Annotated in this window: 18 protein-coding genes; 10 read left to right on the top strand and 8 right to left on the bottom strand. The window is 61.4% G+C overall.

Annotated features, from left to right (window positions below; translation table 11 throughout):
* The first annotated feature begins 71 nt into the window (after positions 1-71).
* Complete coding sequence (locus tag ABWV64_RS04575) at positions 72-1715, top strand: GMC family oxidoreductase (RefSeq protein WP_353343091.1); 1644 nt, start codon at positions 72-74, stop codon at positions 1713-1715.
* A 63-nt stretch (positions 1716-1778) separates the two neighbouring features.
* Positions 1779-3191 carry an aldehyde dehydrogenase family protein gene (locus ABWV64_RS04570; protein WP_353343090.1) on the top strand — a complete coding sequence of 471 codons (1413 nt, stop codon included), beginning with the start codon at positions 1779-1781 and terminating at the stop codon, positions 3189-3191.
* 69 nt (positions 3192-3260) lie between these two features.
* On the opposite strand, the gene ABWV64_RS04565 is transcribed toward ABWV64_RS04570, so the two are convergent.
* From ABWV64_RS04565 to ABWV64_RS04555, 3 genes are read right to left on the bottom strand one after another with little or no spacing between them, the layout of a single operon-like run.
* A complete protein-coding gene (locus ABWV64_RS04565) occupies positions 3261-4574 on the bottom strand; it encodes a TRAP transporter large permease (protein ID WP_353343089.1) in 1314 nt (437 codons plus the stop codon).
* Positions 4571-5068, bottom strand: coding sequence for a TRAP transporter small permease (locus ABWV64_RS04560; RefSeq protein ID WP_353343088.1), 498 nt, complete (start codon positions 5066-5068; stop codon positions 4571-4573). The genes ABWV64_RS04565 and ABWV64_RS04560 overlap by 4 nt, the downstream gene beginning before the upstream one ends.
* Positions 5068-6081, bottom strand: coding sequence for a TRAP transporter substrate-binding protein (locus ABWV64_RS04555; RefSeq protein WP_353343087.1), 1014 nt, complete (start codon positions 6079-6081; stop codon positions 5068-5070). Before ABWV64_RS04555 ends, ABWV64_RS04560 begins: the two co-directional genes overlap by 1 nt.
* A gap of 308 nt (positions 6082-6389) precedes the next feature.
* On the opposite strand from ABWV64_RS04555, the gene ABWV64_RS04550 reads away from it, so the two are divergent.
* Genes ABWV64_RS04550 through ABWV64_RS04520 form a run of 7 tightly spaced genes read left to right on the top strand, consistent with a single transcriptional unit; the run spans position 6390 to position 14848 of the window.
* Complete coding sequence (locus ABWV64_RS04550) at positions 6390-7511, top strand: fatty acid desaturase (RefSeq protein WP_353343086.1); 1122 nt, start codon at positions 6390-6392, stop codon at positions 7509-7511.
* A 53-nt stretch (positions 7512-7564) separates the two neighbouring features.
* Positions 7565-8632, top strand: a complete 1068-nt coding sequence (locus ABWV64_RS04545; RefSeq protein ID WP_353343085.1) for a 2Fe-2S iron-sulfur cluster-binding protein — start codon at positions 7565-7567, stop codon at positions 8630-8632.
* Between the two features lie 54 nt (positions 8633-8686).
* A complete protein-coding gene (locus ABWV64_RS04540; RefSeq protein ID WP_353343084.1) occupies positions 8687-9895 on the top strand; it encodes an acetyl-CoA C-acetyltransferase in 1209 nt (402 codons plus the stop codon).
* Positions 9896-9898: 3 nt separating this feature from the next.
* The gene (locus tag ABWV64_RS04535; protein WP_353343083.1) at positions 9899-12061 is read left to right on the top strand and encodes a 3-hydroxyacyl-CoA dehydrogenase NAD-binding domain-containing protein; all 2163 of its coding nucleotides are present in this window, start codon (positions 9899-9901) and stop codon (positions 12059-12061) included.
* Positions 12058-12843, top strand: a complete 786-nt coding sequence (locus tag ABWV64_RS04530; RefSeq protein ID WP_353343082.1) for an enoyl-CoA hydratase/isomerase family protein — start codon at positions 12058-12060, stop codon at positions 12841-12843. Before ABWV64_RS04535 ends, ABWV64_RS04530 begins: the two co-directional genes overlap by 4 nt.
* A 17-nt stretch (positions 12844-12860) precedes the next feature.
* Entirely contained in the window at positions 12861-13208 is a 348-nt protein-coding gene (locus ABWV64_RS04525; RefSeq protein ID WP_353343081.1) for a hypothetical protein, read from the top strand.
* Positions 13209-13252: 44 nt separating this feature from the next.
* The gene (locus ABWV64_RS04520; protein ID WP_353343080.1) at positions 13253-14848 is read left to right on the top strand and encodes a long-chain-fatty-acid--CoA ligase; all 1596 of its coding nucleotides are present in this window, start codon (positions 13253-13255) and stop codon (positions 14846-14848) included.
* Positions 14849-15026: 178 nt separating this feature from the next.
* Here ABWV64_RS04520 and ABWV64_RS04515 read toward each other — a convergent pair whose 3' ends face one another.
* From ABWV64_RS04515 to ABWV64_RS04495, 5 genes are all read right to left on the bottom strand, one after another.
* Positions 15027-17681: a helix-turn-helix transcriptional regulator gene (locus ABWV64_RS04515; protein ID WP_353343079.1), complete on the bottom strand. Its 2655-nt coding sequence runs from the start codon at positions 17679-17681 to the stop codon at positions 15027-15029.
* Positions 17682-17932: 251 nt separating this feature from the next.
* Complete coding sequence (locus ABWV64_RS04510; protein ID WP_353343078.1) at positions 17933-19228, bottom strand: TRAP transporter large permease; 1296 nt, start codon at positions 19226-19228, stop codon at positions 17933-17935.
* Positions 19221-19742: a TRAP transporter small permease gene (locus ABWV64_RS04505; protein ID WP_353343077.1), complete on the bottom strand. Its 522-nt coding sequence runs from the start codon at positions 19740-19742 to the stop codon at positions 19221-19223. The genes ABWV64_RS04510 and ABWV64_RS04505 overlap by 8 nt, the downstream gene beginning before the upstream one ends.
* A 99-nt stretch (positions 19743-19841) precedes the next feature.
* Positions 19842-20813 (bottom strand): TRAP transporter substrate-binding protein DctP, encoded by a 972-nt coding sequence (gene dctP, locus ABWV64_RS04500; protein WP_353343076.1) that lies wholly within the window; start codon positions 20811-20813, stop codon positions 19842-19844.
* A 42-nt stretch (positions 20814-20855) separates the two neighbouring features.
* The gene (locus tag ABWV64_RS04495) at positions 20856-21734 is read right to left on the bottom strand and encodes a shikimate dehydrogenase (RefSeq protein ID WP_353343075.1); all 879 of its coding nucleotides are present in this window, start codon (positions 21732-21734) and stop codon (positions 20856-20858) included.
* A 151-nt stretch (positions 21735-21885) separates the two neighbouring features.
* Here ABWV64_RS04495 and ABWV64_RS04490 point away from each other — a divergent pair, with 151 nt between their 5' ends.
* Positions 21886-22533, top strand: a complete 648-nt coding sequence (locus ABWV64_RS04490) for a TetR/AcrR family transcriptional regulator (protein ID WP_353343074.1) — start codon at positions 21886-21888, stop codon at positions 22531-22533.
* The last annotated feature ends 3 nt before the right edge of the window (positions 22534-22536 follow it).

Genomic DNA, 22536 nt, shown 5'->3' with positions numbered 1-22536 from the left:
GAACCTGTGCCTACCCTTTCTTGAACGCAACGGCGCTTGCGCCTTGCCCGAGATGTTCAAGGGAGGAACAGATGGAATTTGACTATGTAATCGTTGGCGGGGGATCGGCGGGGGCGACCTTGGCCGCGCGCCTGTCCGAAGACCCCGCGGTCACGGTGTGTTTGCTCGAAGCGGGCGGCAAGGGCGACGGCATATTGGTGCGCGCACCGGCCGGATTGGTCGCCATGCTGCCGGGCAAACCCAAGATCAACAATTGGGCCTATGAGACGGTGCCGCAAGCGGGGCTGAACGGGCGCAAAGGCTATCAGCCGCGCGGCAAGGCTCTGGGCGGCTCCTCGGCGATCAATGCGATGGTCTATATCCGCGGGCATAAATCCGACTATGACAGTTGGGCCGATCAGGGATGCGACGGATGGGATTGGGACAGCGTGCTGCCCTATTTCAAGAAATCGCAAAACCATTGGGGCGGCGAGAGCGATTTTCACGGCGGCAGTGGCGGTTTGCATGTCTCCAAACAAAAAGCGCCGCGTCCGATCTCAAGCGCCTTCATCGATGCGGGCACCGAACTGCAGCATCGCCGCAGCGAGGATTTCAACACCGGCGACAACGAAGGGCTGGGCCTGTTCGAGGTCACGCAGTTCCATTCGCGCGAGAAAAACGGCGAGCGCTGTTCGACGGCGGCGGCCTTCTTGTTTCCGGTCATGGATCGCCCGAACCTGACGGTGATCCATAACGCCATGGCGTCGCGGGTGGTGTTCGACGGCAAGCGCGCCGTGGGCGTGATGTATAACGACGGGGCCAAGAAATTCTTTCTCGAAACCCAAGCCAAGGCGCGGCGCGAGGTGATCTTGTGCGGCGGGGTGTTCAACACGCCGCAGCTGTTGCAACTGTCCGGCGTCGGCCGCCCCGAAGATATCCAGCCGCATGACATCGACATGGTGCACGAATTGCCCGGCGTGGGGCAAAACTTGCAAGACCACATCGATTTCGTCTTGGGGTTCAAGACCAAAGATACCGACAACTTCGGCCTTGGTCTCAAGGGCGGGGCCAAGTTGATGAAGCATATCGCCCAGTGGCGCAAAGACGGCAATTCGATGATCTCGACCTGTTTTTCAGAGGCGGGGGGGTTTTTGAAAACCGATCCGTCCCTGCCGATGGCCGATATCCAGTTGCACTTCTTGATCGCCATTGTGAGCGACCACGGGCGCAAGATCATTCCGGGCTATGGCTATTCGTGCCATGTCTGCGTTTTGCGCCCGCATTCGCGCGGCACCGTCACCATCGGCAGCGTCAATCCAACCGAAGCGCCGGTGATCGATCCCAAGTTCCTGTCGGATGATCGCGATCTGCAAACCTTGATGGCGGGAGCAAAGATGACGCGTGACATCCTCATGGCGCCCTCGATGCGCCGCTATATGAAAAAAGAGCTGTTCGGCACCCATGACGGGATGACCGATGCGGCATGGGAAAGCGCCATTCGCGCGCGGGCCGATACGGTCTATCACCCCGTGGGCACCTGCAAGATGGGCACCGACGAGATGTCGGTCGTTGATCCGCAACTGCGCGTGCGCGGGGTGGAGGGGCTGCGGGTGGTCGATGCCTCGGTCATGCCGACATTGATCGGCGGCAATACCAATGCCGCGACGATCATGATCGCCGAAAAGGCCGCCGATTTCATCAAATCCGCGCGCGGGCAGCAAAGCGAAGCCGCCTGAGCGCCGCACATGGGCGCGGGGCCAAAGGCCGCGCGCCGTTTTTTATTCTGGGGGAGGACCCAAATGCTTACATCTATCCAAGCGCAGCTGTCCGATCAGCTGCAATCGCTGCAAAAGGCCCAAGCCGCCGACCCGATGCCCACGGCGGCGGACCGTATCGACCGGCTCAAACGGCTTGAAACGGGGCTGCTCAATTACGAGGATATGCTGGTCGAGGCGATGTCCGAGGATTTCAGCTATCGCGCGCCGGGCGAGTCGCGCAATTTCGACGTCACCGGCACCGTTGCCGCGATCCGCACCGCGCGGCGTCATGTGAAAAAATGGATGAAGCGCCGCCGCGTTGGCACGCCGCTTTATCTGATGCCCGCGCGCGCGCATATCCAGCCGCAGCCCAAGGGGGTGGTGGGGGTCGTCTCGCCGTGGAACTTCCCGATCTTTTTGTCGCTCATCCCCATCGCCGAAGCCTTCGGTGCGGGCAATCGCGTGATGCTCAAACCGTCCGAACTGACCCCGCGCACCTCGCAGGTTCTGACCGAGATGCTGACCAAGAACTTTCGGCCGGACGAATTGATCGTGGTCGGCGGGGATGCCGGGGTCGGGGCGGCCTTTGTCAGCCTGCCTTTCGATCACATCATCTATACCGGATCGACCGCCGTGGGCCGCAAGGTGGCCGAGGCCGCGGCAAAAAATCTGGTGCCGACGACTTTGGAACTGGGCGGCAAATGCCCCGTGGTGATCGGCGAGCACGGCGATATGAAACGCGCGGTCGAGCGGCTGGTCTATTCAAAATATCTCAATGCGGGGCAAATCTGCATCGCGCCGGATTACGCTTTGGTGCCCGAAAGCCGCAAGGAGGAATTGATCGCGGCAGTGGTGGCCAAGATTGACGAATTTTATGGTGATTACAACGCTTGCCCTGCCTATTCGGCGATCATCAACGACCGTCATGTCGGCCGCATCGAGAGCCTGATCAAGGCGGCCGAGGACAGCGGCGCGAAGGTGATCCAAGCCAAGACCAGCAGCGCGAGCAATGCCCGCAAAATCCCGCCCACCGTGATCGTTGATCCGGCGCTCGATACGCCGGTGATGAGCGAGGAAATCTTCGGGCCGGTCCTGCCGATCCTGACCTACAAGAACCGCGAGGACGCGCAGCGTATCATCGCCCATAACCCCAACCCTCTGGCGCTTTATGTCTTTACGCAAAAGCGCGAAGAGCGAGACTATTGGTTGAAGAACTCCAAATCCGGCGGGGCCTGTGTGAACGAGACCCTGTTTCATGTGATCACCGATACCTTGCCCTTTGGCGGGGTCGGCGGGTCAGGGCAGGGCACCTATCACGGGCGCGCGGGATTTGACGAATTCAGCCATCTCAAATCGGTCTTTGTGCAGCCCAAGCTGAACGGGATGTTCTTGTTCAACCCGCCGCACGGGCCGTTCAAACATCTGGTCGGGCGGATTTTCCGCAAACTGGTCTGACACGGCGCAAGCCTAGACATGCAAAAGGCGCCCCGATCCTGTCGGGGCGCCTTTCTCTTGTCCGGCGCCTCAGAACAGGGATGGGAGGAAGAGGGTTGCCGAGGGCAGCAGGACAAGCGCGGCCAGCCGGAGAAGATCGGCCAGCCAGAACGGGGTCACGCCGCGAAAGATGGTCGCGGCAGAGACATCGGGCACGATGGATTTCAAGATGAACACATTGAGCCCCACGGGCGGGGTAATGAGGCTGATTTCGGTTACCACAACGACGATGATCCCGAACCAGACCGGATCATACCCCAATGACACGATCACAGGGAAAAACACCGGCACCGTCAAAACCATCATCGACAGGCTTTCAAGCACGCAGCCCAGCAAGATGTAGCACAGCAAGATCATCGCCAAAACGCCAAGCGCGGGCAGGTTTTGCGCGGTGATCCACGCGACCAATGCGTCCGGCAGGCCGGTGAAATTGACAAAGTTGGAGAAAATCCACGCGCCGATCAGGATCGAGAACAATCCGGTTGTGGTGATGGCGGTCTCGCTCAGGGCGGCAAAGGTTGACCGGACGGTCAGCCGCCCGCGCCACAGCGCAATCAAAAAAGTGCCCGCCGCGCCCATGCCTGCGGCCTCGGTGGGCGAGAAGGTCAAATTGAGCGGCGCGAAATCGAACAGGCCGTAAAGCCCGCCGATGACAAAGGCGAACAAGGTGAGGATACCGCCCAGCCCGCGCAGCGAGGCAAAGCGCTCGGGCCAGCTGCTGCGCGGTCCGCGTGGTCCGGCCTCGGGGTCGCGCCACACCACATAGCGCACCGCGCCCAGATACATCAAAATCCCCAAGACTCCCGGAAGGATACCGGCGAGGAAAAGCTTGCTGATCGAGGTTTGCGTCAACAGCCCGTAGATCACCAAAACCACCGAAGGCGGGATCAGAATGCCCAAGGTCCCTCCGGCGGCGATCGAGGCGGTGGAGAGGCTGTCGGAATATCCGAATTTGCGCATCTCGGGCATGGCGACGCGGCTCATGGTCGAGGCCGTGGCCAAGGACGAGCCGGAGATCGCGGCAAACAGCCCGCAAGCGGCCACCGTTGTCATCGCCAGACCGCCGCGAAAATGGCCCAAAAACGCATGGGCCGCGCGGTAGATCTCGCGGCTCATCCCCGAGCGGTTCACGAACAGGCCCATCAAGATAAACAAGGGCACCACCGAGAGCCCGTAGTCGCGGGCCGCATCGGTGATCAGCCGCGCGGTCATCGACAGCGCAGCCTTCGGGCTGGTTTCCATCGCATATCCCGCCGCGCCGACGGCACCCATGGCAAAGGCAATCGGAACCCGCAAAAAGATGAGGACCAAAACGGCGGCAAAGCCGATCAATGCTTCGCTCATTGCTCGCCCTCCTGCGCCAGCAGGGCCGGATGGACCAAGATCAACGCCCCGCGCAGCGCCATGGCCGCCGCGCCCGCCACCGCACCGCAGGCCACGCCCAATGTGATCGCGCCCGTTGGAACACCCAAATAGAGCGTGCGTTCGCCGTAACCCAAGGCGCGGATGCCATGCTCCCATATGAAGATCGCGGGCCAAAGCAAAAGGCCTGCGCAGAGGATTTGCACCAAAGCATCGCGTAGCCGCAAAGCCATCGGCGCAAAGAAACCGTCGAGCAGGTCAACCGAGATATGTTGCCCGCGCAGCGATGTCCCGGGCAGCGCCAAGAACACCACCGAGGCAAGCAGGATTTCGGTCACTTCGCTGGCCCCGCGGATCGGCGCATTGGCCGCCCCGCGCAAGATCACATCGGCGAAGGTCAACCACATCATTGCGCATAAGGCGAGGCCAGCCAGCCACAGGGGCAGGCTGACCAACAGGTTCAAAAGGCGGCGCATTATTCAAGCTCGACCGAGAGTTTGCGAAAGCTGTCCAAGGCCGCGCGTGCATCGACGCCGGTTTTGGCCACGCGCTCGGTGACATCGGCTTCGATGGCCTCGGCGATCGGCGCGAGCAGCGCCATATCGGCCGCTGTGGCCGCCTTGACCGAATGGCCCAAGGCCTGCGAGGCCTCAAGCGCGGCATCATCGCCCGCGCCCAGACCCGCGCCAAACATCCGCGACAGGGTTTCGCCAAAGAGTTCGGCGTCCAGCTTGGCTTGCAAATCGGCAGGCAGGCTGTCCCATGTCTCTTTGTTCATCAAGGCCGACATCGACCCGCGATAGAGCCCGCCAGGCACGGTGTAGATTTGCGTGGTCACGTCATCAAAGCGAAACGCGGTGCGCGTGTCGACATTGGTGACCAAGGCATCCGCCGCGCCCGAGGACAGAGCCTCGTAGGTTTTGGTGATCGGGATCTGCACCCCGACCGCGCCCAGACCATCGAGAACCGCAGAGCCGACCCCGCCCGGACCGCGCACTTTGAGGCCCTTGATATCGGCAAGCTTTTCGATGGGATCGGCCAATTGAATCTGACCAGGTCCATGCACGAACATGGCGATGGTTTTGAATTCATCTTGCTTGGCCACGGCTTTGAGCTGGGTATCCCAGACCCGCCAATAGGCGGCCGAAGTCGATTCGACCGTGCCCGAGGTGCCCGGCAATTCGACAAGCTCGGCGGTCGGAAAACGTCCGGGCGTGTAGCCATGGAAGATCATGGTGAAATCCGCACCGCCGTCCAGAACGAAATCGGCGCTGGCAGGGACAGGCACGAGGTTGAGCTTGAGCTGCGCCGTCAGGGCGCCTTCGGAAATTTCTTCGAGGCGGGTGACAAAATCGGGCCAGATTTGCGCGTTGGTGACATGGCTGGGCGGCCCCCATGAAGCGATGGTCAAAACCCGTTGCTCCGCATCGGCGCTGCTGGCGATGCCAAGCGCGAGGGCGAGACCGGTAGATGTGAAAATATGGCGCATTGTTTCCTCCCTGAAATCGTTTTGCGTCGTGACGCTCAGGGGAGGCGAGGCGCCCGCGCGCCAACACGTTCCAAAGTATGGGGCGGCCAATTGTGTTGACCGCCAAGGGGCGGGGTTTTGCGCGGCGCGGGGGCAAATGTTCCGAAAGAATTTTATTTAAGTATGTGATTTTAAATTGAAATTTATGACGTCTTGCCGCCGGCTGCTCCGCGCCGCACCGCAGGCCCGCCTTTGGGATGGGCGCAGGGTCTTCGATCCATTGCACCCTTTGCCAACGCGGGAGGACCCCGCCGATTTGGGAGGATCACATGAAAGATTATCTGCGCTATTTGCTCAACCCCGCGATACTCGCCGTCTCGGCCTATGGGCTGTATCTTGGCGGGGCGCATGTCTGGCTGGGCTTTGCCGTTCTGATCGGCATCTTGAGCTTGGACAGCTTCCTGTCGCCCGATTACGGCATTCGCGACCAACGTTTTACTTGGGTTTACGACCTGATCGTCTCGGTGCAGGTCTTAGCCGGATTTGGCCAGATTTTCATGTATGCGTGGTTGATCGGGCAGGACCATTTCGCCACCACCACCGAGCAGGTCGGGGCCTTTGTCACGATGATGTTCACCCAATTTATCGTCAGCGCCCCCGCCCTGCACGAGATGTTCCACCGCGAGAACCTGTTTCACCGCTGGCTCGGGCGGCTTGGCATGGTGATGATCTTTGATCCGTGGCGCGAGATCACCCATGTGGTGACGCATCACGTCCATACCGTCACCCCCGAGGACCCCGATTACGCTTGGCGCGGCCAGAACCTTTACAGCCACCTGATCCGCACCTTCAAGGGGCAGGTCGAAGAGAGCTATGCGCTGGAAAAACAGATGTGGACCAAGCGCGGGCGCAAGCCGCTTGATATGCGCAATGCATGGGTCTGGCGCGTGGGGCTTTTGGCGGGCTTTGTTGCGCTGCTGTGGATCGTGGGCGGGGCGCTGGGCGCGTTGATGGCGGTTCTGGTGTGCCTGATCGGGCCGCGGCTCTTGCTCGAAGTGTTCAATTACACCCAGCACTACGGCCTCGTCACCGCCACGCCCGGACGGTTCAACGAGCGCCATACATGGAACCACCTGACGCCTTTTGTGCGCATTCTGGCGCTGGAGATCACCAACCACGCAGGCCACCACGAGGACAGCTACAAGCCGTTTTACGCCCTGCGTCCGCGCCCCACGGGGCCGCAGCAACCGCCGTTTTTTGTCTGCATCCTGATGTCGTTTGTGCCGGCGCTTTGGTATCGGATGATCCGCGTGCGGCTGGCCCATTGGGACGAACATTACGCCACGCCGCAAGAGCGCGAATTGGCCGAGGTCGAGAACGAGCGCGCCGGTTGGAGCGATCTGAACGCGCAGCCTGATCTGGCGCGGATGCGCCTTGCGGTCACCCCCTGAAAAATTGGCCCGCCTTCGGTCCGTTCGGTCGGGGCAGGGAAAAGGATACCACGATGCTTGATACTGAAAAGCGCGTCGAGCGGATCGACGCGAGCAATACGGCGCAATGCACGATCCGTTTGAAAAGCGGCGAAAGCTTTAGCGTTCACAAGAACGAGTTGCTGCTGATGGGGGCGCTGCGCCAAGGGATCAGCTACCCGCATACCTGCACGGTCGGAACCTGCGGGCGGTGCAAGACCAAACTGTCGCACGGGCGCATCAGCCCTTTGGTCGATTTCGCTTTGTCGCCGCTGACCAACCGCGAGTTGGAGCAGGGCTATGTTCTGGCCTGCCAAGCCAAGGTGCGCACGGATCTCGATATTGACGTCACGCTTCTGGATCATGATCTGATCTTGCCGCGTCCGATGGCTGGAGAGATCACCGGATGGCGCCTTCTGGAGGGCGATGTGATCGACCTGCGCGTGCGCTTTGACGAGGCCTTTACCTTCCAGCCCGGGCAATACGGGGCGCTGGCGGTGTCCGGCTCTTATGTGCGCCGCTCGTTTTCCTTTTACGACCCCGCACCGGGGCCGGAGGGCACCCGTGAGGTCGGGTTCTTGATCAAGCGTCTGCCGCAGGGGCGGTTTTCCGATTGGCTGGCGCGGTTCGACCGGCGCGGCGTGCGGATCTGGATGGAGGCGCCCTTCGGTCAGATGGGGATTGATGATGTGGCCCGCGATGCGGTTTGCATCGGGGGCGGCACGGGCATCTCGCCGGTTCTATCGATCGCCCACGACCGGCTGACCCGCTTTCCGAAAAACAAGGTCATCATCATTTTCGGCGTGCGCAGCCAAGCGGACCTCTTTGCCCTCGACAAGCTCGACGCGGTCAAGCAGCGCGCGCCAAAGAATGTGACCATCCTTCCGATCCTCTCGCATGAACCGGCGGGCAGCGCATGGCGCGGGCGGCGCGGATTGGTCACCGATGCGATCAACGAGAACCTCAAAACCGACTTGACCAAGGCCGCAGCTTTCGTTTGCGGCAACCTGCCCATGGTCGTCGCGGTCGAGGACCGCCTCAAGGTCTTGGGCATGCCCGAAGACCAGATCCACGCCGATAAATTCGAGCCATCAGGGCTGTAGCGCCGCGAGGTGCCGATCCGGGGTTCGCTGCCCCATGACTTTCAGGAGAATTCAATGAGCGACGTATATATCTATGATCATGTCCGCACGCCGCGCGGCCGTGGCAAACCCGACGGCGGCTTGCACGAGGCGACGCCGGTGCATCTGGCCACCACGGTTTTGGAGGCGATCCGTGATCGCAGTGGCCTTGATACGGGTTTGGTCGACGATATCGTGATGGGCATCGTCAGCCCCGTGGGCGAACAAGGTCAGGTGCTGCCGCGCCTTGCAGCGATCAATGCGGGCTACGCCGAGACCACCGCAGGGGTGCAGCTCAACCGGTTTTGCGGCTCGGGGCTTGAGGCGGTCAATACGGCGGCGGGTAAAATCGCGGCGGGCGGCGCGGATTTCGTCATCGCGGGCGGCGTCGAGAGCATGAGCCGCGTGCCGATCCTGTCCGACGGCGGGGCTTGGACCACCGATCCGGCTATCGCCTATGCGTCGCATTTCATCCCGCAAGGCGTTTCCGCCGATCTGATTGCCAGCAAATACGGCTATAGCCGCGCCGATCTGGACGGGTTTGCCGCCCGTTCGCACGCGCGCGCCCATGCGGCGTGGGAGGCGGGATATTTCGACGGCTCTATCGCGCTTGTCCGTGATGTCTTGGGCGAGGTGTTGCTTGAGCGCGACGAGAATATCCGCCCGCAGACCAGCGTCGAAACCCTATCCGCATTGAACCCTTCGTTTGCCAAAATGGGCGCCGCGATGGGCTATGACGCCATGGGCCTGATGCGCTACCCCGAGGTGGACGCCATGGGGCATTTCCACCATCCGGGCAATTCTTCGGCCATTGTCGACGGGGCCTGCGCCATGCTGCTCGGGTCCGCCGAGGCGGGCAAAGCGGCAGGGTTGAAACCGCGCGCGCGCATTCGCGGATTTGCCGAAATCGGCTCGGAGCCGACGATCATGCTGACCGCACCTGCGGCCGCCTCCGAAAAGGCCCTGCGCCGCGCGGGCATGTCGAAATCCGACATCGATCTGTTTGAAATCAACGAAGCTTTTGCGGCCGTCGCGTTGCGTTTTACCGAGGCGCTCGATCTGGACAGCGCATGTGTCAACGTCAACGGCGGCGCCATTGCGATGGGCCATCCTTTGGGCGCGACCGGCGCGATGATCCTTGGCACTGCCTTGGACGAGCTGGAGCGCACAGGCCAGAAAACCGCCCTTGCAACCCTGTGCATTGGCGCGGGCATGGGCATTGCCACCATTATCGAGCGGGTGTGAGATATGACCGAGAAAACCTATAACAACATGATCCGCCGCGAAAATCGCGAAGCCATTGCCATTTTGTTCATCGATGTTGCGCAGCGCTCGATGAATGTCTTTGCTCCGGGGATGATCGAGGCGATTGCCGAAGCGGCCACTGACGCCGCGACCGATGATGCCGTCACCGGCATCGTGATCACCTCGGGCAAGGACAACGGATTTATGGCGGGCGCCGACCTCAATATGGTTGAGGCATGGGCCGATCCGGCGCGCACAGCGGCCAGCCTTTTGGCCGAAGTTTCCAAATTGGGCGATACGTTTCGCAGCATCGAAACCTGCGGCAAGCCTGTGGTGGCGGCGGTCAACGGGCTGGCGCTTGGCGGGGGGCTAGAACTGGCGCTCGGTTGCCATTACCGCGTCGTGACGCAGGGTGCAAAATACGGATTGCCCGAGGTCGGGCTTGGCCTTTTGCCTGGCGCGGGAGGTACACAGCGCGTGATGCGGCTCGTCGGGTTGCAAGCGGCTTTGCCGATCTTGATGCAAGGCAAGCCGATGTCGGGCGAAAAGGCCGTCGAAATCGGATTGGCCCATGAGGCCGTCCCGCAAGAACAGGTGCTCGACACCGCGCTGCGCGCCTTGGCCGAGGGCCGCGTCACCGCACAGGCCGCGTGGGATGACAAAGGTTTCCAAATCCCCGGCGGCAATGCCTATGCGCCGCAAAATGCGGTCGCTCTGACGGCGGCCAGCACGCTCAGCCATGTGGCCACCAAGGGCAACACTACCGCAGCTTTGGCGATTTTGCGGTGCTTGCATGACGGCTCGATGTTGCCCTTTGATCAGGCGCAGAAGATGGAGCAAAAATATTTTGTCCAGCTGTTGCGCAGCCCTGCGGCGCTCAACATCGTGCGCACGATGTTCATCACCAAACAGGCGGCAGACCGGCTCAAACGCCGTCCGGCCGCCCCCGCAAAATCCGCAATGAGACGGATCGGTGTGCTGGGGACCGGCATCATGGGTGCGGGTATCGCAGAGGTCACTGCCGCGGCGGGCATCGATGTGGTGATGGTTGATCGCAGCGAGGATATCGCCAAGGCGTCGCGCGCGCGCATCGCGGCGGGTCTCGACAAACAGATCGCGCGCGGCCGCATGAGCGCGGTCAAGCGCGACAAAATCCTGTCGCATCTTCATGTCGGCGCGGATGTCACGGCCTTCAAAGGCTGTGAGATGGTGATCGAGGCGATCTTGGAGAACACCGAGGTCAAACATCAAGCCATCCGCGAGGTCGAGGCCGTCTTGGAAGAGGGCGCGATTTTCGCGACCAACACCTCCGCTTTGCCGATTGACGAATTGGCCAAAGCCAGCGCGCGGCCGCAAAATTTCATCGGGCTGCATTATTTCTCTCCGGTGCCGAAAATGGCCTTGGTCGAGGTGATTTCCGGCTCGGCGACCAGCGAGGCGTGTTTGGCGCGGGCGATGGATTATCTGGCACAGACGCGCAAAACGCCGGTGATCGTTAATGACGGATACGGGTTTTTCACCACCCGCTGTGTCGACGCCTATCTGCGCGAAGGGATGCATTTGCTGATGGATGGCTGTGATCCGGCGGTGATCGAAAAGGCGGGCGAAGCCTTGGGCATGCCGGTCGGGCCGCTTTGCCTTGGCGATGAGGTCGGCAATGACACGGTGCACCATATTTCGCATTTCTTCGAGACCCGCGAGAGCGGCGAGATCGGTGCGGACCGCGCGCGCAGCCATCTGGTTCTGGACCAACTGGACCAAGACGGGCGCGCGGGGCGTAAGGCGGGCCAAGGTATCTATCAATACGGCGCTGACGGGTCCAAACGGATCGACCGCGATTATCTTGCGCAATTTGCCAAAGCCGATGCGCCGATCACCTTGGACGCCGCGCGCGAGCGCCTGCTTTACGCACAGCTGGTCGAGGCGGCGCGCTGCTGGGATGACGGGGTGATCGAGGATGCCGCCGAGGCGGATCTGGCCGCTTGTTTGGGATGGGCCTTTCCGGCCTATCTGGGCGGGCCGATGGCCGCGATCGAGCAAATCGGCAGCGCCGAATTTGCCGCCCGCTGCGCCGATCTGGCGCGCAGCGCGGGCGCAAGGTTTACGCTTCCTGCGGCCTTTGCCAATGCGCGCGGTGATGTGCGCTACTACGGGCGCGCGGCATGAGCAGCGCATTCGTTGACTGGAGCGAGGGCGGCGAGATTGCCACCCTCGTTTTGAACCGCCCCGAGGCGATGAATGCCATTGATGTGCCCATGGCGCGCGCCTTTGGCGCGGCGGTCGCGCAGATCGCGGCAAAACCGCCGCGCGCCGTGATCTTGCGCGGCGAGGGGCGGGCCTTTGTGGCGGGGGGCGATCTGAAACGTTTTGCCGATGACATTGGCCAAGCGGCGGCTGTGGTCGATGAATTGCTTGATGCGCTGCACCCTGCAATCACCACGCTTGCGGCATTGCCCGCGCCCAAAATCGCCGCCGTCCACGGGGCCGTGGCGGGGGCGGGGCTGAGCTTGGCGGCGGGCTGTGATCTGGTGATTGCGGCGCAGGGCACGCGGTTCTTGATGGCCTATGACCGGATCGGTGCGGCGATGGATTGCGGCGGCACATGGTATTTGCCGCGCCGGATCGGGCGACACAATGCCACGCGGCTCATGCTGTTGTCACAGGTCTGGGACGCCGAGGAGGCGCAGCGCGCCGGATTGGTCGATCGCATCGTGGCGCAAGAGGCGCTGCAGTCCGAAGCGCAGGCTTTGGCCGCCGAGATGGCGGCGCGGCCCACGGCGGCCTTCGCGGCATGGCGGCAGTTGATCGACGGGGCCGAAACCCGCCCGCTTGACGTGCATCTGGAGATGGAGCGTCTGGCCTTTCGCAAGGCCAGCCGGACGGAGGATTTCGCCGAAGGCGTGGCCGCGTTCTTGGACAAGCGCGGGGCCGATTTTAAAGGCAAATAAGAAATGGGAGAGAGAGTATGACACTGATTCAAATGGCCTTTTTGTTGCTTGCGGCGGGGGCATGCGGCGGATTGTTGATGACATTTCTGGTCGCGGTGCGGGTGCGTTATCCAAGCTTGCTCGGCTCGGGGCACGGATTGGCGGGGCTTTTGGGCCTTGCGCTATTGTATGTGGCGCATCTGCGCGGAGCGGCGCCCGAAGGCCCGTGGTGGGGGGTGATCGTAATCACCTTTGCGATGCTCGGCGGTCGTGTTTTGCTGCGCACATTATTTGCCGAAAAAATCCCGCTGGTGGTGGCGCTGGCCCATGGCGGGCTCGCGGGCTTTGGCCTGTATCTGATCTACCCGCTTGCCTTTGCAAGCTGATCCATATTGAGCGCGCCGGACGCGCGTAGGAGGAGGAAACCCGAATGAAACATGATGATGCCCAAGGCCGATCGATGGTCGGCAGCAGCTTTACCCAAGGCTTGCACCGCGCCGTGCAAATCCGCCCCGAGGCCACGGCCACGATTTGCGGTGATCGCAACCACAGTTTCGCGACGCTGGCCGAGCGCGTTGCGCGGATCGCGGGCGGATTGCGCGCGCTCGGTGTCGAGCCGGGGCAGGTGGTGGGCGCGCTGGCGCTGAACTCGGATCGGTATCTGGAATACTATCTTGCGGTGCCGTGGATCGGGGCTTTGGTCAATCCGGTCAATTTCCGGTGGAGCGCCGAGGAGGTCGCCTATTGTTTGAACGACAGCGATTGCAAGGTGCTGTTCGTCGATGACATGTTCGCGCCGATGGCGGCGCAATTGCGCGCGCAATGCGCGGGTCTGGCGCATGTGGTTTTCATCGGCGATGGTGATCTGCCCGAGGGCTGTGTCGGGTTGGAGGATCTGATTGCGGCGCATGATCCGGTGGCGGATGTGCATGCGGGCGACGACGACACTTACGGGCTGTTCTATACGGGCGGCACGACGGGGCGGTCCAAGGGTGTGATGCTCTCGCACCGCAATATCATGACCTCGGGGTTGGGCATTTTGGCCGAAGGGGCATATGGCCCCGATGCCGTCGCGCTGCATGCCGCGCCGATGTTCCATCTGGCTGATCTGATGACGACGATCTGCACGCTTTTGCGCGGCGGGACCCATGTGATGTTGCCTGCCTTTGATCCTGCGGTTGTCGGGCAATTGATCGAAACCCACAAGATTACCGATCTTTTGATGGTGCCGGTGATGTTGCAGATGAGCCTTGGCAACGCCGGATTCATGGATGCCGACAAGAGCAGCGTGCGCAGCCTGCTTTACGGTGCCTCGCCCGCGCCGCAGGCCTTGGTGGACCGCATTCTGGAGGCGCTTGCGGGCGTGTCGGTGATGCAGGTCTATGGCATGACCGAAAGCGCGGCGACCAATACGATGCTGCGCGCCGCGGACCATGACAAAGCCACGCGTATCGATGCGCGCATGCGCTCTGCGGGCGGCAGTTTTGTGCATAATCGCGTCTGTATCTTGAACGGCGATGGCACCGAGGCCGCGCGCGGCGAGATCGGCGAGATCGCCGTGGCGGGTGACAATGTGATGCAGGGCTATTGGAAACAGCCCGAGGCCACGGCAAAGGCCATCAAGGACGGTTGGCTGTGGACGGGTGATATGGGCTATATGGATGAGGCGGGATATGTTTTCATCGTGGATCGCTCGAAGGATATGATCATCTCGGGGGGCGAAAACGTCTATTCCCTAGAGGTCGAAAATGCGGTCGCCAGCCATCCGGCGGTGGCCGCCTGTGCGGTGATTGGCATACCGTCCGACGAATGGGGCGAGGCGGTGCATGCCTTTGTGGTGCTGGCGCCCGATTGCACGCTGGAGGCCGAAGACCTCGTCGCCCATTGCCGCGAAAAGATCGCCGGTTACAAAGTGCCGCGCAGCGTTTCGATGATCGAGGCCCTGCCGATTTCCGGCGCGGGTAAGGTGCTCAAGACCGAGCTGCGCAAACCCTATTGGGAGGGGCGCACCCGCGCGGTGAATTAGTGTCGCGGTCGGGGCCGGACGGGCGCGACCTTCCAGCACAGTGATCAAGACCGCCGGCCTGCGAGGGCCGGCGTTTGCGGTTGGGCAGGGTGACATCACGGGGTCCACCTTGCGCAAAATCTACGGACTTGGGCTCATCTTGGGGGTGACCGCCGCGGCATCGTTCCAAAGGATTGGGTCAGGTCAGCCCGTTGTCGCGGGCAAAGCGCACGGCGCTTGCGCGGTTCTTCACGTTGAGTTTGGAATAGAGGTTCGCAAGATGCCATTTGACCGTGGGCAAGGAGATGCCAAGCCTTTGGCCGATTTCGGCATTGCTCAGCCCCAGATCAAGAAACGAGAGGATTTCGCTTTCGCGTGCGGTGACTTGCAGGCTGCGCTCTAGTCCCGACAACGCATTGACCTTGGTCTCTGTGGTCTTGGCGGGGTCCGCAGGCGCGCCGAGCAGATCACACAGCCGCGCCCATCCCGCCGGATCGCGCCCGATGGGCGAGCGCCGCCCCGCTTCGATCAGATCGCCGACCAGCGGCTGTAGCATATGGCGCAGTTCGACAAAGGGGCGGTAGAGCCCGTCATTGGCCGCCCGTTCGGCCTGTTGGATCAGGCTGCGCAGGGCCGCGCCATATTTGTCCTGACGGTAAAGCACGATGACGCGCAACAGCGCGAGGCGCATTTCGGTGGTCCCGCGCCCCGTGCGCTGGCTGCGGTTGATGGCGGGCGATATGAGCGCATTGGCCTTGTGCAAATCGCCCGTTGCAAGCGCATGGCGGATGCCCAGCACCTCGCGCAAATCCGGCAAATTCCAACCGTATTGCTCGATGGAGGGCGAGACGTGATAGGCGGCCGAGTATTTGGCCTCAAACCCTTCCATACGCAAGATAAACCGCTCTGCGTCCCATTGGGTGCGCAGCATGGATTCAATCGAAAGCGCCTCGGACACCAGATCAATCGCCGCCGAGGGCGGGCGCTCCTCAAAGGGGCGCTTTTGCCAAAATACTCCCAATTCGCGGGCCACGGCGCTGGCCATCACGGTGAGAATGGGCAAGGTATGGTCGTCGCTTTCGGTATTGGCATAGCCGAGCGCCTCGATCGCGCCCGCGTCGTCGCCGCGATGGTAATGCACGATGGCCGAGGCCAAACGTGCCATACGCGCGGCTGGCGCTGTGGGCAGCAAGGAATGCTCGGCCTCTTCAATCGCTTTATTGGCGGTGGCGAGGGCGTCGTTTATGCGCCCGCCGCCGGTGTCGACCAGAACCGACAGGACATTGACCCATGTGCGCCCAAAACCCCCTTCGGTCTGGCGCACAACGAGGCTGGCTTTGTTGATCTCGCTCCATGCGGCCCGATAATTGCCCGCAGACATTTCGGTGATGGCTCCGGCGCAGAACATGACCGCGTGGCTGAATGGATCGGCGTCCATCCGGTTTGCACTCCACCTTTGAACCGCGGATTTGAGCCGCTCCTGATCATCGCTGAAGGCGCCGATGACGGCATCAATGATACAGTCGCGTTGCTCCGATCCGGCGTGTTTCAATTCGGCCGCCACTTCCCAGCGGCCGGTGAAAACAAGGCACCAGCGATACCAGTATTCGACCGGCGGCGGTAATTCCGCCTTCTGGTCGAGCAGCAACCTCACCCATTCGGTGAACATCTTGATCCGCCCCTCGGCGACCAATCGCGCTTCGGCATATTGTTCGATCTGGGTGATGGATTGGGCCACATCACCGGCGCGGATCGCATACCAGATCGAGTGCACCTCATCGTTTCGCAGCGCATAGAACCGCGAGGCGCGGGCGCTGATCTCGGCCTCGGAATGGGCGGCATATTGCCCCGCACGCGCCAGCAGGAAATCACGAAACAGCGTGTGAAAGCGGTAGTTGCTGCTGCCCTCGTTGATCTCGTTGAGCAAGATGTTTTCGCGCCGGATACGGGCAAAACTTTGCGCCGCGTTTTGTCCGGGCAAGATGGCATCGATCAACTCGGGGCTCATTTCATCCAGATAGGCGATATGGCACAAAAAGGCTTTTGTTTCGGCATCGAGGCCCGAAAAGAGCGTTTCTTGAAGGTAGTTGGACACATCCTCGCGCGAGCCTGAAAATTCCAGTTCCGAGGCGTGGGGGTTTCGCTCCAGCGCGAGGCGCAGCAACTGCACCCCCGCAGGCCAGCCTTCGGTGCGCCCGAGCAGCTTGACCGTATGGGGCGAGGGGTCGATGGCGGCCTCACCGCTTTGCAGGATTTCCCAGCAACTGGCGTCGTCCAGACGCAGATCCTGAAGCCCGAATTCCTTAAGCTCCCCTGCAAGCCGGTAGGCTTCGATCGCAAAGCGAGGCGTGCTGCGCGAGGAAATCACGAAATTTGCGACCCCTTCGGTGGCTTGCAGCAGCCGGTCGAAATAGCGGTTCATTTCCGGCGTCTCGATGAAATCCCAGTTGTCGATCAACACGGCGACGGGTTGGGTTTGCGACACCTCATGCGCCAGATGCGCGAAACCGCTATCGGCTTTGTGGGGTCTGCCCAGATGATCGGACAATTGCCGCGCAAGGATGCCGTCGATCCACGCGGGGTCGCTGTCGGAATGGGTGCCGCTGAGCCAGATATGGGGCACGTCGCTGTGGTCGAAATAGCGATAGGTTTCCGCCAGAAGCGTGGTTTTGCCGTATCCCGACGGGGCGCTGACGATTGAAATGCGCGCTGTCGCGACGGCTTGCGCGAGCCTTGCGCAAAGCGTGGGGCGTCCGACCACGCCGGGCCGTTTGCGAGGCGGGCGCAATCCGGCCTGCGCGCCCAAAACGGGGTTTGCAATCGGGGCTGTCGGCCCATGGTTCTCCTGTGTCATCTATCCCCCCTTTGGGCCAGTCTCCCGCTCTGGCGCCGTGACTGACGAGTATAGGGCCGTGCCACCCATACTTCCCATACCTTAGGATGGGGTTAGAGGGTTAGCATTGCTTTGCGATCAGGGTGGATTGGAAATATGACCTTGGCGCCGCATGCGTCTATGCACGCACGGCCCCGATCATCCTTGACAAAAAATCCCGCCTGCCGGTGGGGACCGGCAAGCGGGGCTCCGCGCGGGAGGGTCTTTTGGTGCTATCCTTGATAGCCCAGAAGGCGCGGGAGGAAGAGGACGAAATCGGGCACGAAGGTGATGATCATCAGCGCCACCAGCAGGGCCGCAATAAAGGGCCAGATGTCGCGGATGATCCGCCCGATCGGCTCGTCGGTGATATTGGCGGTGATAAAGAGCAACAACCCATAGGGCGGCGTGATCAGACCCAGCATCGCATTGACCACGACGATCACCCCGAAATGGACCAGATCAATGCCCATGGCCTGCACCGAAGGGATCAGGATCGGCACGATGATCAACAAGATCGCCCCGCCTTCGAGCACCATGCCAAGCACCAAGAACAGAATGTTGACGACGATCAGGAACTGCACCTTGGTGAAGTCGTATTGGCCAAGCATGTCGGAGATAGTGACCGGAAGCTGTTCGCGGGCGATGACATAGTTGAAGGTGATCGCCCCTGCGACCAGCACGCCGACCGAGGCGGTCGAGCGGGCCGAGCCGAGCAGCGCCTCGTAGAAGTCCTTGAGGCTGACCGAGCGGTAGAAGATCACCGAAATCAGCAGCGCATAAAGCGCGGCCACGGCGGCGGCTTCGGTCGGGGTCATGACGCCCGAGTAAATCCCGCCCAGCAAGATCACCGGCAACATCAGCGCGGGCAGGGCTTTCCATGTGATACGGGGCAAGTCGCGGACCGGCACCACGTCATCGACGGGGAAATCGCGTTTGCGCGCAATGATATAGTTCATGATTGCCATGGACAGCGCCATGAGCAATCCGGGCAACATGCCAGCGGCAAAGAGAAAGCCCACCGATTGGTCCGACACGATGGCATAGAGCACCATCGGGATCGAGGGCGGAATGATCGGGCCGACGGTCGCGGTGGCGGCGGTGATCGCGGCGGCGTAGCTTTTGGTATATTTGCCGTCGCGGGTCATCAGGTTGATGATGATTTTCCCCATGCCAACCGCATCGGCGACGGCCGATCCCGACATGCCCGAAAAGATCAGGGACGAGACTACATTGACGTGACCCAAACCGCCGCGGAACCGCCCGACCAAGGCCTGCGCAAAGCGCAAGAGCCGGTCGGCGAGCGAGCCGATGTTCATGATATCGGCGGCCAGAATGAACAGCGGAATGGCCAGCAACGTGTAATTGTTGAACAGGCCCTGCAGCATGGTTTCGGCGGCAATCGAGCTGTCCGGCCCCGCGACGATCAGATAGACAAAGCTGCCCGCGATCATGGCCAGCCCCACCGAGGCGCCGAAAAGCGACAGGGCGACGATGATGATCAGGCTGAGGGTAAAGGGATCAATCATGGTCAAAGCTCTCTGCGTTCTGGGCGGTGTCGTGCAAACGTCCCGTGCCGGTGAGGCCGGCATAGGCGGTGATCAATCCGCGCACGACGACGGAGAGCGCGAAGGGAATATAGATGAGAAACACCCAAAAGAACGGCAGCCGCATATAGGCCGTGCGCTCGCGCATCATGAAATCTATGTAGTCCCAGCAGGCCGGAAGCGTGTATAAAAACACCCCCGCCAAGGTCAGGCCGGTGATGACATCCATCACCCGCCGTGCGCCGCGCGGCAGGGCGGAATAGAGCACATCAAGGCGGATGATATCGCTTTCGCGCACCACAAAAGCAAAGCCGAAAAGGATGCCCCAAAGCCATGCGATGGTCACCCACTCCACCGTCCAACCCACGGGCAGGTCGGTGAAAAAGCGAAAATAGATCTGCAACAGGAAGGTGACGAACATCGAGAACAAAAGCGCGGCGACAATCATCTCCGCGCCCTTGCCCAGCACGATCCGGATCTGGTTGAGTTTATGCATCCGTGTCACCCTTTCAGGTCGCAAGACATCAGGCAAAAGAATAAATTGGCCCAAGGCAGGCGAGGGGGCCTCGCCTGCTTTGGGTCTTATGCTTGCGGCTTATTTGACCGCTTGGATCGCTTCGACCAAGCCTTCGGGCCATTGCTCCGAATATTTGCTGTCGCGATAAACGCCCAGCACGTGCTCTTGGAAGGCCGCGTTGTCGGGCATGTAGACTTTCACACCGCTTTCCTCGATTTTGGTCCGCAGGTCTTTTTCAAGCTGCAGCGTCGAGGCATCGAGCGCCGCTTCGAAGTTGTCGGCACATTCTTGCACTTTGGCTTGCTGCGCCGCGTCGAGAGAATTCCATTTGTCCAAAGACATGGTGAATTCATTCGCCGCGATCAGATGCGAGGTCGTGCCGATGTAATCCATCACTTCGTGGAACTTCATCGAATAGGTCGCGGGGAAGCCGTTGTCTTGCCCGTCGATGGCACCGGTTTGCAGCGCGGTGTAAACTTCGGTGAAGGCGACGGGAACAGGGGTCGCGCCCATGGCAGAGCCGACAAACTGCCAGCCTTCACCGCCCGGCATACGCAGCTTGACGCCTTCGAGATCGGCAGGGGTCATGATCTGCTTGTCGCCCTTATAGCCCAAATGGCGCGCGCCAATGTAGGGGTAGGCGAGGATTTTGACGCCGGCTTGCGCTTCGATTTCGGCTTCCAGATCGGCCAGAACATCCGACGAGTAGACCGCGCGCATGTGTTCGTAGTCGCGGAACAAGAAAGGCGTGCCCAGAACCGATGTCGAGGGCACCTGATTATAGAAATCAAAGATCGCAAGGTTGCCCATGTCGAGGTTGCCGCGCTGCATGGCGGTCAATTCGGTGCCCTGTTTGAACAAGGTGGCGCCGTGGTAGGCTTTGAAATTGAAACCTTCGCCGAGGCATTCGCCAAATGCGGTTTTCAAGATTTCAGAGCGCGGATCATTCTCCGGCACGGTGTCCGAATAGGTGATGTCGACGACATCTGCGGCCGATACGGCCCCCGCGGCCATGATGGCCAATGCGGAAAGTGTGGTGGTCAAACGCATGGTAGTCCTCCCTTAAGCGTCTCGTCTTGTTCAGTTTTTCGTTCAATTCGTCTCGTTGAGGGTCTCGAAAGTGGCGCGCATACGTGCGGCGTCAGGCTGCAGACCGGTAAAAAGCTCAAAAGCGCGCACCGCTTGGAACACCGCCATGCCCGAGCCGTCCAGAACGCGGCATCCTTTGGCGCGCGCATGGGCCAAAAGCGCGGTTTCGCGCGGGAAATAGACGATATCGGCGACCCAATGGCGCGGTGCGAGCAGCGCCGTGTCGATCGCGGTTCCGGGCAATTTGGCCATGCCCATGGGGGTGGCGTTGACGATGCCGTCGGCCATGCGCGCCGCCGCTTCAAGATCGCTGACCGCGCGCCCGCCAACCGCATCGGCCAAATTCCCTGCGGCCTCGGCGGATTGATCGAAAATCATCAGATCGGCCACGCCGACATCGCGCAAGGCATGGGCCACCGCGCCGCCTGCACCGCCCGCCCCCAAGAGCAGCGCGCAAGCGCGCGGCGCATCGGGCAGGCCTCGGCGCAGGCTTTCGGCAAAGCCCCAAAAATCGGTGTTGTGCCCGCGCCGTTTGCCATTGGCAAAGACAACGGTATTGACCGCGCCGACCTTTTGCGCGGCAGACGACAGATCATCGAGCAGCGCGATCACCTCGCGTTTGAAGGGGAAGGTGACGTTGAGACCCGCAAAGCCTTCGGCCTCGGCGGTCTCGATGATCTGGCGCAGGCTGGGCGCGCCCTCCATCGCGTCGGGGTCGAGCAGATCATAGCGGTAGTCCAGCCCATGCGCGCGCCCTTCGGCGATATGCATGGCCGGTGTGCGCGACAACTGGATGCCCCGTCCGGCCAAGCCGACGCGCACTTGGCGCAGGCGGGTTTCGGGCGCAATCGGGGCGCAGTTTTGATCGGGGCCCGTGGCCATGTGGTGCAATCCTCCCTTGATCCGAGCGAGTCGCCCGAACCTGCGTCAAAATGTAACGGACGGTTAAATTCGTCAACCACTTTTAACTTCTCGTTTAAAAGCAATCATGCTACCCAGACAGGAACCAAGGCGAAAATACGTGGTTAGACCATTGAAAGAAAATGCAAAAACCAAAGGCCTGTGGCGGCAGGATCCCGACCGCGTGCGGCGCGATATCTTGAATTCGGCGGTGGCGGAGTTTGCGCGCAGCGGGTTGTCGGGGGCCAAAATTGACGACATTTCGGCCAAGACCGCGACCTCGAAGCGGATGATCTATTACTACTTCGGCGATAAGGAAGGGCTTTACGCGCGGGCGCTCGAAGCGGCCTATGCCAAGGTCCGCGACGGCGAGCGCAAGCTCGATCTGGATGCGCTGGAGCCGCGCGCGGCATTGGAAGCTCTGGTCGCTTTCACCTTTGATCATCACCGCAAAAATCCCGATTTCATTCGCATGGTGATGATCGAGAACATCCACCACGCCGATTACCTGCGCCACTCCAAGCTGATCCGCGATCTGAACGAAGGGGCGATTTCGCGTCTGTCCGATCTGATCGCGCGGGGCACGGCCTCAGGTGATTTTCGCGCCGATGTGGATGCGACCGAATTGCACTGGCAAATCTCGGCCTTGTCGTTTTTCAACGTGTCGAACAAGCCGACGTTTTCGGCGCTGTTCGGCGCATCCGTTTACACCCGCGAGGGGCAAAAGCGGCTGCGTGATCGCGCGGTGGCGATGATCCTTGGCGATGTCCTCAAGAGGTAAAAG

This window comes from Litorivita sp. NS0012-18, from assembly GCF_040371945.1.
Lineage (GTDB): Bacteria > Pseudomonadota > Alphaproteobacteria > Rhodobacterales > Rhodobacteraceae > Litorivita.
The sequence above is the reverse complement of the archived record's forward strand: the minus strand, read 5'-3'. Positions and strand labels throughout refer to the sequence as shown.

Bases quoted from the DNA above. Each gene is read 5' to 3' on its own strand.
- ABWV64_RS04555 (WP_353343087.1), bottom strand. From the start codon at position 6,081: ATGCGCCATATTTTCACATCTACCGGTCTCGCCCTCGCGCTTGGCATC.
- ABWV64_RS04525 (WP_353343081.1), top strand. From the start codon at position 12,861: ATGACACTGATTCAAATGGCCTTTTTGTTGCTTGCGGCGGGGGCATGC.
- ABWV64_RS04495 (WP_353343075.1), bottom strand. From the start codon at position 21,734: ATGGCCACGGGCCCCGATCAAAACTGCGCCCCGATTGCGCCCGAAACC.
- ABWV64_RS04540 (WP_353343084.1), top strand. From the start codon at position 8,687: ATGAGCGACGTATATATCTATGATCATGTCCGCACGCCGCGCGGCCGT.
- dctP (WP_353343076.1), bottom strand. From the start codon at position 20,813: ATGCGTTTGACCACCACACTTTCCGCATTGGCCATCATGGCCGCGGGG.
- ABWV64_RS04530 (WP_353343082.1), top strand. From the start codon at position 12,058: ATGAGCAGCGCATTCGTTGACTGGAGCGAGGGCGGCGAGATTGCCACC.
- ABWV64_RS04570 (WP_353343090.1), top strand. From the start codon at position 1,779: ATGCTTACATCTATCCAAGCGCAGCTGTCCGATCAGCTGCAATCGCTG.
- ABWV64_RS04565 (WP_353343089.1), bottom strand. From the start codon at position 4,574: ATGAGCGAAGCATTGATCGGCTTTGCCGCCGTTTTGGTCCTCATCTTT.
- ABWV64_RS04535 (WP_353343083.1), top strand. From the start codon at position 9,899: ATGACCGAGAAAACCTATAACAACATGATCCGCCGCGAAAATCGCGAA.
- ABWV64_RS04520 (WP_353343080.1), top strand. From the start codon at position 13,253: ATGAAACATGATGATGCCCAAGGCCGATCGATGGTCGGCAGCAGCTTT.
- ABWV64_RS04505 (WP_353343077.1), bottom strand. From the start codon at position 19,742: ATGCATAAACTCAACCAGATCCGGATCGTGCTGGGCAAGGGCGCGGAG.
- ABWV64_RS04515 (WP_353343079.1), bottom strand. From the start codon at position 17,681: ATGACACAGGAGAACCATGGGCCGACAGCCCCGATTGCAAACCCCGTT.
- ABWV64_RS04575 (WP_353343091.1), top strand. From the start codon at position 72: ATGGAATTTGACTATGTAATCGTTGGCGGGGGATCGGCGGGGGCGACC.
- ABWV64_RS04510 (WP_353343078.1), bottom strand. From the start codon at position 19,228: ATGATTGATCCCTTTACCCTCAGCCTGATCATCATCGTCGCCCTGTCG.
- ABWV64_RS04545 (WP_353343085.1), top strand. From the start codon at position 7,565: ATGCTTGATACTGAAAAGCGCGTCGAGCGGATCGACGCGAGCAATACG.
- ABWV64_RS04550 (WP_353343086.1), top strand. From the start codon at position 6,390: ATGAAAGATTATCTGCGCTATTTGCTCAACCCCGCGATACTCGCCGTC.
- ABWV64_RS04560 (WP_353343088.1), bottom strand. From the start codon at position 5,068: ATGCGCCGCCTTTTGAACCTGTTGGTCAGCCTGCCCCTGTGGCTGGCT.